Below are 15,367 nucleotides of genomic sequence, written 5' to 3'. Positions count from 1 at the left end.
CGTGCCGCTGGAAGAGGCCTGGCTGCGGCACGTGCAGCAGGCACGGTGGTTCGCCGGCAAGGGGCTGGAGGTCCGATCGGTCGCCATCGAGCCGCTGGGCTTCCACACCCCGGCAGGGGCACTGCCGGCCGTCCGCTCCGAGCTTGCCCGGTTCAGCCACCCCGACCGGACCGACGACTATCACCTGCTGGTCGGCTACCTCGCCCCCGGCACCGCGGGCCCGGCGGGATTCGTCGGACGCACCACCCTGCCGGGTCTCGGCCCGGTCGAGGTGGTGGACGCTACCGCCTCCCCGCTGGCCCGCACCGCCTTCCTGACCGCCGTCGGCTGGGCCGACGGTGACCCGGTGCCGCGGCTGTTCGCCGGCGAGCAGAGCAACTCGACGCTCATCGCGGGGCAGACCATGGTGAAGGTCATCCGCCGCGTCGAGGCCGGCCGCAATCCGGACGCCGAGGCGCTCGACGCTCTCACCGCTACCGGGGTGACGCCTCGCCTGCGGGGTGTCCTCTCCGACTCCGGCTACGACCTGGCGATCGCCAGCGAGCGGATCCTGGACGCTGCCGACGGCTGGGCGTTCGCCTGCCGAGCCTGTGCCGACGCGGTGCCGATCGACGCCGAACTGGTCGCTCTCGGGGCAGCGCTGCGCACCGTCCACCAGCGGCTCGCGTCCGCCTTCGGGTTGTCGGTTCGCACCGGTGACGAGATCCGTCAGACCATGCTCGAGCGGCTCGACACCGCCCGGGCCGCGGTGGTGGAACTCCGGCCGTACGCCGCCGGACTGGCCGACCGCTACGCGGTGCTGGCCGGCCGGGAGTTGCCCGTCCAGCGGGTGCATGCCGACTTCCACCTCGGCCAGGCCCTGCTCGCCCCCGACGGCTGGAAGCTCATCGACTTCGAGGGCGAGCCCGGACGTCCGCTGGCCGAACGACGGCTCCCTCACCCGGTGGAGCGAGATCTCGCCGGGCTGCTGCGCTCGCTGGACTACGCGCGCTCGGCGCACCGGCACCCGGACAGGCAGCAGGCCCGGTCCTGGTGCCGGCGTGGCCGCGAGGCCTTTCTGGACGGCTACGGCAAGGCCGGGGTCGACCTGGACGTGCTGCGGGCCTACGAGACCGACCGCGCCGTCTATGAAGTCACCTATGAGGTGCGCAATCGGCCCGATTGGGCTGCCATTCCGCTCGCGGCAGTACAGGATGGGATCAGCAGGTCAGCGGTGACCGCTGCGGCACAACAGGAGGAATCTGATGACGTATGACGTGACCGGCGGGCTCACCGGCCGGGATCTCGAAGGATTCCACAACGGTGGCGACACCGAGTGCTGGCGGCGGCTGGGGGCCCACGAGGTCACGGTCATCGATGACGAGCGCGGCGAGATCAGTGGCACCCGGTTCGCGGTCTGGGCGCCGAACGCCGCCGAGGTCAGGCTGAATGCCGATTTCAATTGGTGGACCGGAGACGCCATGCACCGGGTCCCCGGCTCGGGGGTGTGGGCACTGTTCGTCGAAGGAATCACCACCGGGGCGCTCTACAAGTACAACATCTGCGGCCGCGACGGGGTGTGGCGGGAGAAGGTCGACCCGATGGCCTTCTTCGCCGAGCAGGCACCCGCCAACTCCTCGATCGTCTATTCCAGCAAGTACCTGTGGGCTGACGACACCTGGATGGAACAGCGGGCGGAGGCCGCGCCGCACCGCGCGCCGATGTCGATCTACGAGCTGCACCTGGGCAGTTGGCGCAAGGGCAAGACCTACCTCGAACTCGCCGACGAACTGGTCGAGTACGTGACCTGGCAAGGCTTCACCCATGTCGAGTTCATGCCGGTCACCGAGCACCCCTTCGAACCGAGCTGGGGCTATCAGGTCACCAACTATTTCGCGCCGCAGTCGCGGCTGGGCCGTCCCGACGAGTTCCGCTACCTGGTCGACCGGCTCCACCAGGCCGGGATCGGCGTCATCCTCGACTGGGTGCCCGGCCACTTCCCGAAGGATGAGTGGGCACTGGGACGCTTCGACGGCACGGCCCTGTACGAGCACGCCGACCCGCGCCAGGGCGAGCACATGGACTGGGGCACCTACATCTTCAACTACGGCCGTAACGAGGTGAAGTCCTTCCTGGTCAGCAACGCGCTGTACTGGGTGACCGAATTCCATGTTGACGCCCTGCGGGTGGACGCGGTGGCGTCCATGCTCTATCTGGACTACTCCCGCGAAGACGGCCAGTGGGTTCCGAATATCTACGGCGGCAACGAGAACCTCGAAGCGATCGACTTCCTGCGCTACGTCAACAAGCATCTCTACGAGCGGGTGCCCGGGGTCGTCATGATCGCTGAGGAATCCACCTCCTTCGGCGGGGTCACCCGTCCGGTGCACCTCGGCGGGCTGGGCTTCGGCTTCAAGTGGAACATGGGCTGGATGAACGACTCGCTGCGCTACCTGGCGCTGGAGCCGATCTACCGGCAGTACCACCACCATGAGATGACCTTCGCGATGGTCTACGCCTACTCGGAGAACTTCATCCTGCCGATCAGCCACGACGAAGTCGTGCACGGCAAGGGTTCCATGATCAACAAGATCCCGCAGGACACCTGGCGACAGTTCGCCACCCTGCGGGTGTTCTACTCGTTCATGTGGGCCTTCCCGGGCAAGAAGCTGCTGTTCTCCGGCTGTGAGTTCGGGCAGCGCTCGGAGTTCAACGAGGCGGTGAGCCTGGAGTGGTGGGTCTGCGACCTGTGGGGCCACCACGGCCTGCAGCGCATGATCAAGGATCTCAACGAGCTCTACCGCTCCCATCCTGCGCTGTGGGAGCTGGATTTCGACCCGGCGGGCTTCCAGTGGATCAACGCCGACGACGCCGGTGGGAACACCTACTCGTGGGTGCGCAGCGACGAGGCCGGACAGCAGCTGGCAGTGGTCGCGAACTTCTCCGCAGAGCCGTGGACCCGCTACCGGATCGGTCTGCCGAAGCCAGGGGTGTGGACGGAGATCTTCAACTCCGACGCCGGGGTCTACGACGGTTCCGGGTTCCACGGGAACCTCGGCCAGGTGGTGGCCACCGACGAACCCTGGAACGGCTTCCCGGCCAGCACCACCGTGGTGGTGCCCCCGCTGGGGACGGTCTACCTGCGCTACGACGGCGAGGCATGATCCGGGAGTCGCTCCCCGTCCAGTCAGGCTTCGGCGGGGTGGCCCGGATCGACTTCGCGGGCGACGATCATCCCGAGCGCTACCTGCTGTTGCTGACCACGGCGGTCCGGGAGGCGTTCGCCGACCCGGCGGTGCGTCGAGTGGAGGTGAGTGTGGCTGCCGATGACTGGCCACGGCGTCGGGCACTGCACCGGGCCGGCTTCCGGCTTGAGGGCGTTCGTCGGGAGCGCTGGATCAGCCCCGACGGCTCCCCGGTTGACGAGGTCTGTTACGGCCTGCTGCGGGCCGAGCAGGACGCCAGTGGTGACGCCTTCACCGCCGTGATGAACACCGTTACGCCCCGCAAGCGTGCGATCGCCCACGTCTTGTTGACCGACCAGGCGGGTCGGGTGTGCGTCCTGGAGACCACCTTCAAGCTCGATTGGGAGCTGCCCGGCGGGATCCTCAACCCGTTCGAGACCCCTCGTGCGGGGGCGATCCGGGAGATCGAGGAGGAACTGGGCTATACCAGCGCCCTCGGGCGGCTGCTGGTGGTCGAGTGGCTGGCTCCCTACCTCGGCTGGGAGGACGCTCTGGAACTGATCTTCGACGCCGGGACGCTGAACGAACGCGCCGCGGCGCTGCTGCGGCCCGACCTGCAGGAGATCCGCGCCCTGCACTGGCTGGAGCCGGAGGCGGCCGCGGCGACGCTGGCGCCCTACGCCCGGACGAAGCTGGCCGCCGCGCTGGAGGCGCGCCGGACCGGAAGAACCGCCTATCTGGAGGCTGGCCGGGTGATCAGCTGAGGACTCAGTCCAGCAGGTCCGCCAGCCCGGCCAGCAGATAGGTCGGCTGTTCGTCGGACGGCAGTGCCTCGGCCTCCTCACGGCTGCTGTCGCCGGTCAGCACCAGCGCCGTGGCCATGCCTGCCGCGCGTCCCATCGCGATGTCGGTGGCCAACCGATCGCCCACCATCACAGCTCGCCCGGGCGGCACCGGAAGCCCCGCCAGGGCCTGCTCGACCATGATCGGATCAGGTTTGCCGAAGCTGGCCTGGCAGCGGACCTGGGTGCAGGCCTCGATGGCGGCGGTGATCGCCGCGCAGTCCGGCTCCCCGCGTCCGCCGGGAAAGGGGCAGTAACGGTCGGGATTGGTCTGCACCAGGATCGCCCGGCGGTGATACCACAGCGCGTCGAAGGCGACCTGCAGCTTGCGGTAGTCGAAGCCGCGGTCATAGGAGGCGATCACCACGTCGATCGTCGCCGGATCGTCGCTCAGGGTGAACCCGGCAGCGGTCAGCGCCCGGACCAACGGCTGCTCGGCGATCGGGAAGACCACGGCGTCGGGATGATGGGCACGCAACCAGGCAACCGTGGTCACCACCGTGTTCACGATCTCCTCGACGGGCGTGGGCAACCCCAGCCGTCCCAGCTTGACGGCGTACTCCTCGGGATCCCTGGTCGGGTTGTTGGAGACGAAGCGGAGCGGCACACCGCGCTCCCGCAGCGCACCGATCGTGGCCGCCACCCCCGGCAACAACTGCTCGCCCAAGTAGAGGGTCCCGTCCAGGTCGAAGACGTAGGCGTCGTAGGCGTCCATCACCGGCCAGCTCCGCTGCCCGGCCATCCGCCCGAGAACGCTGGGGAAAACCGCATCCCCACACGCTATTGCATGACGGCGGCGGGGCGGGATCGGCAGCACCGGGCGACCGCCCGACACTACTGGCGTTTCCGGTCGAGCCGGTAGCCGATGCCGCGGACGGTCTGGATCAGCGTCGGACGTGAGGGCGTCGGCTCGACCTTCGCGCGTAGGCGCTGCACCACGGCATCCACCAGGCGCGAATCGGCCGCATAACCGTAGCCCCAGACCTGTTGCAGCAGTTGGTGGCGGCTCAACACCTGCCCGGCATGGTCGGCCAACTCCAGGAGCAGCCGGAGTTCGGTGGGGGTGAGCGCAATTGGCTCACCCTCCCGGGTCACCACCATCGCCACGGTGTCGATGACGAGCCCGCCGAACACCAGCGGCTGCTCTCGGCCGGTGGGGACTGCCCGCCGCAACACCGCCTTGATTCGAGCGTCCAGCACGCGGGGCTCGACCGGCTTGGTGACGTAGTCGTCGGCGCCGCGCTCCAACCCGGCCACGATGTCCACCGGATCCGACCGCGCGGTCAGCATGATGATCGGCAGCAGGGAACCGGCCCGCACCCGCCGGGCGGTCTCGAAGCCGTCGATCCCGGGCATCATCACGTCCAGCAACATCACGTCGAACCGACGAGCTGTCAGCTGGACCAGACCTGATGCTCCATCCGCAGCGAGGTGGACGCGATGACCCAGTGAGGTCAGGGCCAGGCGCAGGGCCTCGGCCACCCCGGGGTCGTCCTCCACCAGCAGCAGCTCACTCATGGACCGCTCCCCCCGTCTTTACCGACGGCAACCGGAGCCGGAACGTGGCGCCATCAGCCTCCAGGGTCAACGAACCACCGAGGAGCCGCGCGTTCTCGGCGGCGATGGCCAGACCGAGTCCTGCCGAACTGCCATGCCGAGCCTGGTCGCCGCGGACGAACCGATCGAAGGCTGTGGCCCGCAACTCCTCCGGCACGCCCGGGCCGCCGTCGTGGACGTCGATCAGTACCTCGTCGGATTCTGGCGTGACGGCGATGGTCGCCGGCGGTGCCCCATGCTGCAGCGCATTGGCCACCAGGTTCCGCAGCACTACCCTCAGTCGGGCAGGATCGGTGCTGGTCAGCAGTTCGGCGGGGCCGTAATAGTCCACCGCCGCGCCCGAGTCGGCGATCACCTCGGCCGCCAGGTCGGCCAGGTCGATCTGGCTGGTGACCAACTCGGCACGACCGGCATCCATCCGGCTGATCTCCAACAGGTCCTCGGTCAGCGACGCCAGGCGTTCCAGTTGGGACGCCACCAGGACGGCAGCCTCCTCGCGGCTGGCCGGATCGAGCAGCGCCTCGGCCGAGGCCAGCAGTGCGCTGGTCGGCGTCCGCAACTCGTGGGCGACGTCGGAGACAAACCGACGTTGAGTCTCGTTGGCGCGCTCCAGTTCGGCGATCTGCCCGGTGAGCCGATCGGCCATGATGTTCACCGCCCGTGACATGACTGCCACGTCGTCGTGCCCGGTCACTGGGATGCGTACCGACAGGTCGCCATCGGCCACCGCGTTCGCCATCTCCCCCGCCCGGGTGATTGGACGAACCACCGTGGTCGACACCCCGCGGGCCAGCAGTGCTGCCAGACCGACCACTGCGATCGACACCAGCACCAGGGTCGTGGCCAGACCCGGAACCGGGCTCTCTTCGGCCTCCATGTGGTAGGCGTGGATCAGCAGCCACGCAAACGGCCCGTTCTGGCCCGGGACCTGGGTGTAGCCGAAGCCGACCAGATAGTCGCCGCAACGCTGCGTCCAGCCGCCCCAGGTGCCGGGCTGGTAGTGGATCTCGGCAATCGAGCGGTCGCTGCCGAACACCCGCTCCGGGTGCGGTGTCACACACTCCGGCGCCCGTTCACTCAGCGGAACCGTCGTGTTGACGAAGCCGTACTGCGTGACCTGCTCAACACGGAATGGACTGCTCTGCTCCTCGTAGACGAACAACCCGGCCTCCACTGACAGCGGCTGATCCCCATCCGGGACGATGTCCTGCCAGTTTCGGCTGGTTGGATGTTCGGCGACGGCGGCCACCACCTGCCTCATATCCGTGGTTAGCCCGATCATGAGCTTGTCGTCGAAGGATTGCCAGTGCTGGGCCTCTGCCCACACCAGAGTGCCCCACGACAAGCCACCGCACGCCAGTGCCACCGCTACGACCAAGCCGACCGCGATGCGCCCGCGCAGCCCCGGCGCCTTCACGATCGTGAACCCGTCGGTGGTATGCCCATCCTGACCGCCTCCTCGTGCTCAACCCTCGCAGAGGAATGTCCCGGTTCTGTCACAAAGCTGCAGGATTCCGGTGCCAATCAGCGGTCACCAACCAGGGAGTCGGCGGCCTAGAACAGCGCGCTCATCAGGTCGCGCCGAGCCTTGAGCACGGCCGGGTCGCTCGGCCCGACGGTCTCGAAGAGTTCCAGCAGCCGCACCCGCAGCCGCTCCCGGTCTGCGCCGGAGGCCAGCCGGATCGCGGCGATCAGCCGCTCGAAGGCTGCTGCCGGGTTGCCGCCGCCCAGTTCGACGTCGGCAGCGGCAGCCTGGGCGTCCAGGTCATCGGGGACGGCGTTCGCCCGCTCCAGGACCGACCGCGGGTCGATCGCCCCGAGTCGGACCAGCAGGGAGGCCTGGGCCCGTCCCGCCTTCGCCTCGGGATCGTTCGGGGTCTGGGCCAGGATCTTGTCGAACTCGGTGACCGCGGCGGCGAAGTCGCCCTTCTCCAGGGCGGCGTCGGCCTCGGCGAACCGCGGGTCAGGACCGGCGTCCTCGTCGATGCTCGCCGGGTCGGCCCGGCCCACCACGCCGGCGCCGGCGGCCGCCTGCAGCAATTGCCCGAGGATGGCCTCGACCTCTGCTTTGGGACGGGTGCCCTGGAACAGCGGGGCCAACTGGCCGCCGACAACCCCGACCACGGTCGGCACGGCTTGGACGCCGAAGGCCTGTGCGATCTGCGGCACCGCGTCGACATTCACCCGGGCCAGCAGATAGGCGCCGGCGGCGGCGTTGGCCAACCCGGCCAGGTCGTCCGACAGCTGCTGGGCGTTGGCCCGCGGCGAGTAGAGCTCCAGCACCACCGGGTGCTTGGCCGAGAGCTGCATGGTGGCGTCGAAGTTGTGCTCGTCCACCTCGAGTACGTAGCTGGCTCCAGGCGGGGACGGCGGGGCTTTCGCCGCAGCGGCGATCCCGGAGAGATCCATGGCACGGGAGGGATTGAAAGCAGCAGGCGTCACAGCGAGCCATTCTGCCAGCAGCCCTCGCGCAGACAAACTGGAGCGGGCAAGATGGGCCCCATGGTTCACGAACGCGCCGGGCAGGTTGCACTGCCGCAAGACCTGATCGATGTCGATGCCCTGTTGCAGGCCTACTACGATCTCACCCCCGACCCGGACAACCCCGATCAGCAGGTGGTCTTCGGGACCTCTGGCCACCGCGGCTCGAGTCTGGACGGCGCCTTCAACGACGCGCACATCGCCGCCACCACCCAGGCGATCGTCGAGTACCGCGCCTCCCAGGGCATCACCGGCCCGCTGTTCATCGGCAAGGACACCCACGGGCTGTCCGGCCCGGCCTGGCGTACCGCCATCGAGGTGCTGCACGCCCACGGCGTCGCCGTCCACGCCGAACGGGACCAGGACTTCACCCCCACCCCGTCAGTCTCCCGGGCGATCATCGTCCACAACCGCGACCACTCCGGCCCGCGCGCCGACGGCATCGTGGTCACCCCCTCGCACAACCCACCGCGCGACGGCGGCTTCAAGTACAACCCGCCTCACGGCGGCCCGGCCGACACCGACGCCACCGGCTGGATCGCCCGGCGCGCCAACGAACTGCTGCGCGACCCGACGCCCATCCCGCGCACCCCCTACGAGCGGGCCGCCAGCGACGTCGTCCGCGTCGACTACCTGGGGGCCTACTGCGAGGATCTGCGCAATGCCCTCGACCTGGACGCCATCGCCTCGGCCGGTGTGCACATCGGCGCCGACCCGCTGGGCGGGGCCTCGGTGCAGTACTGGCAGTACATCGCCGAACGGCTCGACATCGACCTGACGGTGATCAACCCGACGGTCGACCCGACCTGGCGGTTCATGACCCTGGACTGGGACGGCAAGATCCGGATGGACTGTTCCAGCCCGTACGCCATGGCCAGCCTGATCGGCAACCGGGCCGCCTACCAGATCTCTACCGGCAACGACGCCGACTCCGACCGGCACGGCATCGTCACCCCGGACGCCGGGCTGATGAACCCCAATGCCTACCTGGCGGTGGCGATCCAGTACCTGTTCAGCCACCGGCCGAACTGGCGTCCGGATGCCGGGGTCGGCAAGACACTGGTCTCCTCCTCGCTGATCGACAAGGTGGCTGCCGACCTGGGCCGCACCCTCGTGGAGGTGCCGGTTGGCTTCAAGTGGTTCGTGCCCGGCCTGATGTCCGGTGACCTCGGCTTCGGCGGCGAGGAGTCCGCCGGCGCCTCCTTCCTCGCCAAAGACGGCTCCACCTGGACCACCGACAAGGACGGCATCCTGCTGGCGCTGCTGGCTTCGGAGATCAAGGCGGTGACCGGCAGGTCTCCGTCCGAGTTGTACGCCGACCTGGAAGCCAGGCACGGTGCCTCCAGCTACGCCCGGGTGGACGCCCCGGCCAGCCGGGAACAGAAGGCCAAGCTGGCCAGGCTCTCCCCCAGCGACGTGACCGCCACCGAACTGGCCGGCGAGCCGATCGTCGCCACCCTGACCAACGCGCCCGGCAACGGGGCGCCGATCGGCGGTCTCAAGGTGGTGACCGAATCGGCCTGGTTCGCCGCCCGGCCCTCCGGTACCGAGAACGTGTACAAGATCTACGCCGAATCGCTCAAGGGGCCCGAGCATCTGAGCCAGGTCCAGCAGCAGGCGCGGGACGTTGTCAACGCGGTCCTCGGCTGAGCCATTCGGCCGGTACGGCGGGACTGGATGTGAAAAGGTATGACCATGAGTAATGACGATCTCTTCACCTGCATCGATCACGTCGGCTACGCCGTGCTGAACCTCGACGACGCCATCACCTTCCACACCGAGGTACTCGGCTGGCGTCTGCTGCACCGCGAGACCAACCAGGAGCAGGGCGTCGAGGAGGCGATGCTCGGCACCGGCGAGCAGCTGCCGCAGAATGCCCAGGTCCAGTTGCTGGCTCCGCTGAACGAGAACAGCACGATCGCGAAGTGGATCGAGCGCAACGGCGGCAAGGGCGGTATCCAGCAGGTCTGCTACCGGGTGGCCGACCTCGACCGGACCTGCGCGGCTCTGCGGGAACGCGGCGTCCGGCTGCTCTACGACACCCCGAAGATCGGTACCGGCGGCTCCCGGATCAACTTCGCCCACCCGAAGGATGTCGGCGGCATCCTGCTGGAGATCGTCGAGCCGGCGGCGCAGGCTCACTGATCCACCTCACCGCGGCGGGTAGCATGTGCCGGACCGGACCGACAACCAGGCGGAGGCGAACAGCGAGGCCATGACCCAGCCCCCTCACGACCCGACGCCTCCGGTGCCCACGCCGGTCTCGCCGCCGCGTGCCCCGCTGGCGGGTTCGGCGCCCACGCCCTCCTCGGAGCCTGCCACCAAGAACTGGCTGCTGCGCTGGCGTCGGGTCACCCAGCCAACCCCGCCCGACCTCAGCGAGGGGGCCAGCCCGGTCAGTTCCGGACGGGTGTCGCTGCTGAACCGCAACCCGTTCACCATCGGCTTCTTCCTGGCCGCCGGCGCGTTCACCGCCTACGCCCTGCTGACCTCCCTGGGCCGGCTCAGCAATGTGATCGTGCTGATCCTGCTCAGCCTGATCCTCGCGCTGGGGCTCAATCCGGTGGTGGAGTGGATCCACAACCGCGGGATCCGCCGCGGTCTCGCGGTGCTGGTCGTGGCACTGGCCCTGCTGATCCTGCTCGCGCTCGCACTCTGGGCGATCGTCCCGGTGGTCTCCGAACAGGTGACGAACCTCTACAACGATGCGCCCACCTACCTGCGCGACCTGCGCGAGAACCCGCAGATCGCCGCCTTCGACGAGCAGTTCCAGGTCATCAACCGGATCATCTCCTTCCTCACCTCCGGTGAGCTGATCTCCGGCCTCTTCGGCGGCATCATCGGCGCCGGGCAGATCGTGGCCACCACCGCCTTCTCGATCACCATCACCGTGGTGCTCACCTTGTACTTCCTGATCTCGCTGCCGAGCATCAAAGAGGTCATCTACCAGCTGGCACCGGCCTCCCGGCGGCCGCGGGTGAAGTACCTGGCCACCGAGGTGTTCAAGCGGGTCGGCGGCTATGTGTCCGGGCTGTTCGTCGTGGTCTCGTTGTGGACCATCGTCTCGCTGCTGCTGTTCACCTTCACAGGCCTCAACCGGTTCGCGGTGGCGCTCGCCGTGGTGGTGGGGATCTGCGCCTTCATCCCGCTGGTCGGGACCACGATCGGCATCGTGATCAGTGGCATCGTGGCGCTCTCGATCTCACCGATCACCTGCCTGATCGTCGTCCTGGTGCTGCTGGCCTACCAGCAGTTCGACGCCTACTTCGTCCAGCCCCGGATCTTCTCCCGGTCGGTGCAGGTGCCCGGCGTCCTGGTCATCCTGGCAGCCACCTCGGGGGGCCTGCTGCTCGGCCTGGTCGGAGCGATCCTGGCCATTCCGATCACCGCCGCACTGCTGCTGCTCTACCGCGAGGTGCTCGTCCCCCACCTCAACCGGCTCTGAGCCGGCGGTTCAGAACAACCGGTCCGCCGCGTTGTCGAGCCCGCGCAGCGCGTCGTAGTCGACCAGGACGCAGTCAATCCCCCGGGTGGACGCCAGCACCTTCGCCTGCGGCTTGATCAACTGTGCTGCGAACACCCCACGCACCGGGGCCATCAGCGGATCGGCGTTCATCAGTTCGAGGTAGCGGTTCAGCTGCTCGACCCCGTCGATCTCGCCGCGTCGCTTCACCTCGACCGCCACGTAGCCGCCGGCGGCGTCCCGGTAGAGCAGATCAACCGGACCGATCGGCGTGAAGTACTCCCGCTGCACCAGCGTCCAGCCCTCACCAAAGGTTGCCGGATTCTCGGCCAGCAGCACCTGGAGGTGCGCCTCGACACCGTCCTTCTGCAGCCCGGGGTCGATCCCCAGGTCGTGGGAGGAGTCGTGCAGCACCTCGGCGATGGCGATCTGCAGAGTGTCACCGTCGCCGTTCTTCACCTCCCAGACCTCGGTCAGTCCGGCCTCGTCCCCGGCGGGCACTGCCTCGACGTCGGCCTCCGGTTCCCGCACCGCGATCGTGCACGGCGCGCTCATCCAGTTCAGCGGCTTGTAGGCGCGGTCATCGGCGTGGATCGACACCGAACCGTCAGCCTTCACCATGATCAACCGGGTGGCCATCGGGAGATGCGCGGTGAGCCGTCCGGCATAGTCGACCTGGCAACGAGCGATCAGCAAACGCACTCGGCAAACCTACCCGATCCGGCTGGTTAGTCTTGTACCCGTGCCCAAACGACCCTCCAAACACACCCAGCCGCCACGTCCGTTGCACAGCGGCTCGTTCGCCACCCTCGTCGAGAAGGCGGACGGGGAGTGGCTGGTGCAGTCCATGCCGGCTGGCAATGCCACCAAGCCCTACACCTGCCCGGGCTGCGGGCTGACCGTCCCGGTCGGGCAGGCCCACCTGGTCAGCTGGCCGCGGCAGGCCAGCATCGGTTCGCCTTCCGCCGTCGAGGAGCGCCGGCACTGGCACACCTCCTGCTGGAACCGGCGGCATTGATGCCCGGGCTGCACACCGAGGTGGTCGGCACCGGACGACCGGACTTCGCCTTCCTGCACGGCCTGTTCGGCCGCGGCCGCAACTGGACGGGCATCGCCCAGGGCCTGGCTGCCCAGGGGCACACCAGCGTGCTGTTCGACCTGCCCAACCACGGTGCCAGCGGCTGGACGGGCGAGTTCAGCTACCCCCAGATGGCCGAGGCGGTCGGCGACGAACTCCGGTTGCGGCTGGGCTCGGCCGCCCGGCTGAACGTGGTCGGGCATTCCATGGGCGGCAAGGTGGCGATGCTGCTGGCACTGTCACGTCCCGAGCTGGTCAGCGGCCTGGCCGTGGTCGACATCGCGCCGGCGGTCTCGGAGGGGGTGGACGGCTTCGGTCCGCTGATCGAGGCGCTGCGCAGCGTCGACCTCGCCGGGCTGACCTCACGGGGCCAGGCCGAGGCAACCCTGAAGCCACTGATCCCCGACCCCGGAGTGCGCCAGTTCCTGCTGCAGAACCTGCGGGTGCGGCGCCACCCCGGTCACCCCGGTGCGAGCCAGTGGTACTGGCAGCCCAATCTCGACCTGCTGGAGGCAAGCCTCGACCGGGTGGCTGGCTGGCCCGATCCGGGGACCGCCGTCTATCCCGGACCGGTCTGGTGGCTGGCCGGTGAGCTGTCGGACTACGTTGCGCAGCGGTACGTCCCCGCCATGCGGGCGCTGTTCCCCGAACTGCACCAGGTGGTGATCCCCGGTGCCGGGCACTGGGTGCACGCCGACAACCCCCAGGCGGTGATCGACGCCATCGCCGACCTGGCGGCCTCAGCGCAGCTGCGCGGGTAGCGGCTCGGCGTGCAGGACGGTGAGGCTGGTCACCGCCCGGGTCAGGCAGACGTAGAGCCGGCGCAGCCCGGTCTCCTCGTCCGCCTCCTGGGCCACCAGCCGGGCCGGCTCCAACAGCAGGACGTGGTCGAACTCCAGGCCCTTCGCCAGCGCGGCGTCCACCACCTCGACCCGGACGAAAGCCTCCGGATCCCGCGGTTCCCGGCCCAGCAGGTGGTGCTGGAGACCGGCCAGCGCCCCGCTCACCGGCTCCACCCAGGCCGACGGGGTGATGATGCCCAGCGTGCCCTCCCGGGAGGCGAGGCCGGCGGCAACCGCTGCCACCTCGGCCAGCGGATCGCCGTGGCGGAGTTCCAGTTCGCCGCGAGAGTGCCGGATCGAGTGCGGCACGGTGAGCCCGGGAGCGATCCTGGGCAGCAACCGGGCGGCGAAGTCGATCACCGCGCCGGGCACCCGGAACCCCTCGACCAGCTCGCTCAGCACGGCGTCGGGGTGGCCGATGTGCGCCAGGGCGCTGGGCCAGTCGCGCACCCCCCACGGCGTCGTGGTCTGGGCGAGGTCGCCGAGCAGGGTCACAGAGCCGGTCGTCGCCCGCCGTCCGGCCGCCCGCAGCATCATCGCCGACAGGTCCTGGGCCTCGTCGACGATCACATGTCCCAGGCTCGGCTGCCGGCGCAGCAGGTCGGCCACCTCGTCGACCAGCACCAGGTCAGCCGGCGTCCAGGCCCGCGACCGCACCGAGCGGGCCCGGCTGCCCGCCAGCAGCAATTGCTGCTCGGCAGCGGTCAGGATGCCCTCGGCGGCCGGCGCCAGCGCCGCCGGATCGCCGAGCACGGCATGGACGACGGCCGGTGCCGTCAGCCGGGGCCACAGGCTCTTGCAGTACTCCCGGACCGGCCCGGAGCGGGCGATGGCGTTCTGCACCCGGTCGTCGGTGCTGTCGCCGTCGGCCTCCATCTGCAGCAGGACGTGGTGGGCCAGCGCCTGCGGCAACAGCTCTCGTCCGGACTCGTACCGGGTACCGCGGGCGACCAACTCGTCGACCACCCGGCCGACGGTGCGCGGACTCAGCCGGTGCAGCCGGTGCCCGGCCGGTACCTCCAGCACGGCTGACGGGCTGCCGAGATGGCCCCACACTGCCCGCCGCAGCACCTCGGCCAGGCGCGGGTCGCCTTTCAGCACCGCCAGTTCGGCCGCGTCCTGGCCGGACACGACCAGGCCGGACTCTCCACCGACCAGCGACTCGATGGTCTCCTGGCGGGCGTCGATCTCGCCGAGGGCGGGCAGGACGTCACCGATATAGCCCAGGAAGGAGTCGTTCGGCCCGATCACCAGCACCCCGGAACGGGACAGCTGCGAGCGGTAGGCGTAGAGCAGGTAGGCGGCGCGATGCAGGCCCACGGCGGTCTTGCCGGTGCCGGGTGCCCCCTGGATCGCCAGTGAGTCCGCCAGCGCGGTACGCACCAGCACGTCCTGGTCGGGCTGGATGGTGGCCACGATGTCACGCATCGGACCGGTGCGGGGACGCTCGATCTCGGCCTCCAGCAGCCCGCTGACACCCGACGAGCCGCCGTCGGCCAGTTGCTCGTCCTCGTAGGCGGTGATCGCACCGTGCTGGAAGCCGAACCGGCGGCGCAACTCGACCCCCATCGGTTCACCGGGCCGGGCACGGTAGAACGGCAACGCCATCGGCGCCCGCCAGTCCATCACCAGCGGGTCGGCCCCGACCGCGTCCTCGACATGCCGGCGGCCGATGTAGCAGACCTCGTCCAGCTCGGCACCGAGGGCGCTCGCGTAGTCGATCCGCCCGAAGAACAGCGGCACGCCGGGGTCGTCGGCCAGCGCCTCACGCCGCCGGTACAGCTGCTGCCGCAGGTGCTGGGTCGAGACGTGGTCGCCGGCCACCGCGTGCGTCCAGTCGGCCGAGGCCGCCCGCATCGCCGCCAGAGCGGCCCGGGACCGGTCGAGGTGGGCGCGCTCGGCGAGCAGCACCGGGTCGTCGGACATGATTCCTCCCGTCA

General features: G+C 69.3%; 14 protein-coding genes. 8 read left to right on the top strand and 6 right to left on the bottom strand.

Going from position 1 to position 15,367, the window contains the following annotated elements; all coding sequences use genetic code 11:
* The first annotated feature begins 1 nt into the window (after position 1).
* From VB080_RS01935 to VB080_RS01925, 3 genes are read left to right on the top strand one after another with little or no spacing between them, the layout of a single operon-like run.
* Positions 2–1,255: a phosphotransferase gene (locus VB080_RS01935; RefSeq protein WP_323416733.1), complete on the top strand. Its 1,254-nt coding sequence runs from the start codon at positions 2–4 to the stop codon at positions 1,253–1,255.
* Positions 1,245–3,143: a 1,4-alpha-glucan branching protein GlgB gene (glgB, locus tag VB080_RS01930; protein ID WP_323416732.1), complete on the top strand. Its 1,899-nt coding sequence runs from the start codon at positions 1,245–1,247 to the stop codon at positions 3,141–3,143. Before VB080_RS01935 ends, glgB begins: the two co-directional genes overlap by 11 nt.
* Complete coding sequence (locus tag VB080_RS01925) at positions 3,140–3,928, top strand: NUDIX hydrolase (RefSeq protein WP_323416731.1); 789 nt, start codon at positions 3,140–3,142, stop codon at positions 3,926–3,928. Before glgB ends, VB080_RS01925 begins: the two co-directional genes overlap by 4 nt.
* A gap of 4 nt (positions 3,929–3,932) precedes the next feature.
* Here VB080_RS01925 and VB080_RS01920 read toward each other — a convergent pair whose 3' ends face one another.
* The 4 genes from VB080_RS01920 to VB080_RS01905 form a co-directional block, all read right to left on the bottom strand.
* Positions 3,933–4,748 (bottom strand): HAD-IIA family hydrolase, encoded by an 816-nt coding sequence (locus tag VB080_RS01920; RefSeq protein WP_323416730.1) that lies wholly within the window; start codon positions 4,746–4,748, stop codon positions 3,933–3,935.
* 92 nt (positions 4,749–4,840) lie between these two features.
* Positions 4,841–5,524 carry a response regulator transcription factor gene (locus VB080_RS01915; RefSeq protein ID WP_323416729.1) on the bottom strand — a complete coding sequence of 228 codons (684 nt, stop codon included), beginning with the start codon at positions 5,522–5,524 and terminating at the stop codon, positions 4,841–4,843.
* Positions 5,517–6,824, bottom strand: coding sequence for a HAMP domain-containing sensor histidine kinase (locus VB080_RS01910; RefSeq protein WP_323416728.1), 1,308 nt, complete (start codon positions 6,822–6,824; stop codon positions 5,517–5,519). The genes VB080_RS01915 and VB080_RS01910 overlap by 8 nt, the downstream gene beginning before the upstream one ends.
* Before the next feature lie 293 nt (positions 6,825–7,117).
* The gene (locus tag VB080_RS01905; RefSeq protein WP_323416727.1) at positions 7,118–8,005 is read right to left on the bottom strand and encodes a tetratricopeptide repeat protein; all 888 of its coding nucleotides are present in this window, start codon (positions 8,003–8,005) and stop codon (positions 7,118–7,120) included.
* 60 nt (positions 8,006–8,065) lie between these two features.
* Here VB080_RS01905 and pgm point away from each other — a divergent pair, with 60 nt between their 5' ends.
* The 3 genes from pgm (at position 8,066) to VB080_RS01890 (ending at position 11,489) form a co-directional block, all read left to right on the top strand.
* Positions 8,066–9,694, top strand: a complete 1,629-nt coding sequence (gene pgm / locus VB080_RS01900; protein WP_323416726.1) for a phosphoglucomutase (alpha-D-glucose-1,6-bisphosphate-dependent) — start codon at positions 8,066–8,068, stop codon at positions 9,692–9,694.
* A gap of 45 nt (positions 9,695–9,739) precedes the next feature.
* Positions 9,740–10,189, top strand: coding sequence for a methylmalonyl-CoA epimerase (gene mce / locus VB080_RS01895; RefSeq protein WP_416339579.1), 450 nt, complete (start codon positions 9,740–9,742; stop codon positions 10,187–10,189).
* Positions 10,190–10,259: 70 nt separating this feature from the next.
* Positions 10,260–11,489, top strand: coding sequence for an AI-2E family transporter (locus tag VB080_RS01890; protein WP_323416724.1), 1,230 nt, complete (start codon positions 10,260–10,262; stop codon positions 11,487–11,489).
* A 9-nt stretch (positions 11,490–11,498) separates the two neighbouring features.
* Here the strand turns inward: VB080_RS01890 and nucS are convergent, their stop codons facing one another.
* A complete protein-coding gene (gene nucS, locus VB080_RS01885) occupies positions 11,499–12,209 on the bottom strand; it encodes an endonuclease NucS (RefSeq protein ID WP_323416723.1) in 711 nt (236 codons plus the stop codon).
* Positions 12,210–12,249: 40 nt separating this feature from the next.
* Here nucS and VB080_RS01880 point away from each other — a divergent pair, with 40 nt between their 5' ends.
* Both VB080_RS01880 and VB080_RS01875 read left to right on the top strand, forming a co-directional pair.
* Positions 12,250–12,525, top strand: coding sequence for a hypothetical protein (locus tag VB080_RS01880; protein ID WP_323416722.1), 276 nt, complete (start codon positions 12,250–12,252; stop codon positions 12,523–12,525).
* Positions 12,525–13,346, top strand: a complete 822-nt coding sequence (locus tag VB080_RS01875) for an alpha/beta fold hydrolase (protein WP_323416721.1) — start codon at positions 12,525–12,527, stop codon at positions 13,344–13,346. The genes VB080_RS01880 and VB080_RS01875 overlap by 1 nt, the downstream gene beginning before the upstream one ends.
* On the opposite strand, the gene VB080_RS01870 is transcribed toward VB080_RS01875, so the two are convergent.
* Positions 13,326–15,353: an AAA family ATPase gene (locus VB080_RS01870; RefSeq protein WP_323416720.1), complete on the bottom strand. Its 2,028-nt coding sequence runs from the start codon at positions 15,351–15,353 to the stop codon at positions 13,326–13,328. The genes VB080_RS01875 and VB080_RS01870 overlap by 21 nt on opposite strands.
* Positions 15,354–15,367 lie beyond the last annotated feature (14 nt).

The sequence above is a fragment of the Propionicimonas sp. genome (genome assembly GCF_034927565.1).
Classification (GTDB): domain Bacteria; phylum Actinomycetota; class Actinomycetes; order Propionibacteriales; family Propionibacteriaceae; genus Propionicimonas.
The sequence above is the reverse complement of the archived record's forward strand: the minus strand, read 5'-3'. Positions and strand labels throughout refer to the sequence as shown.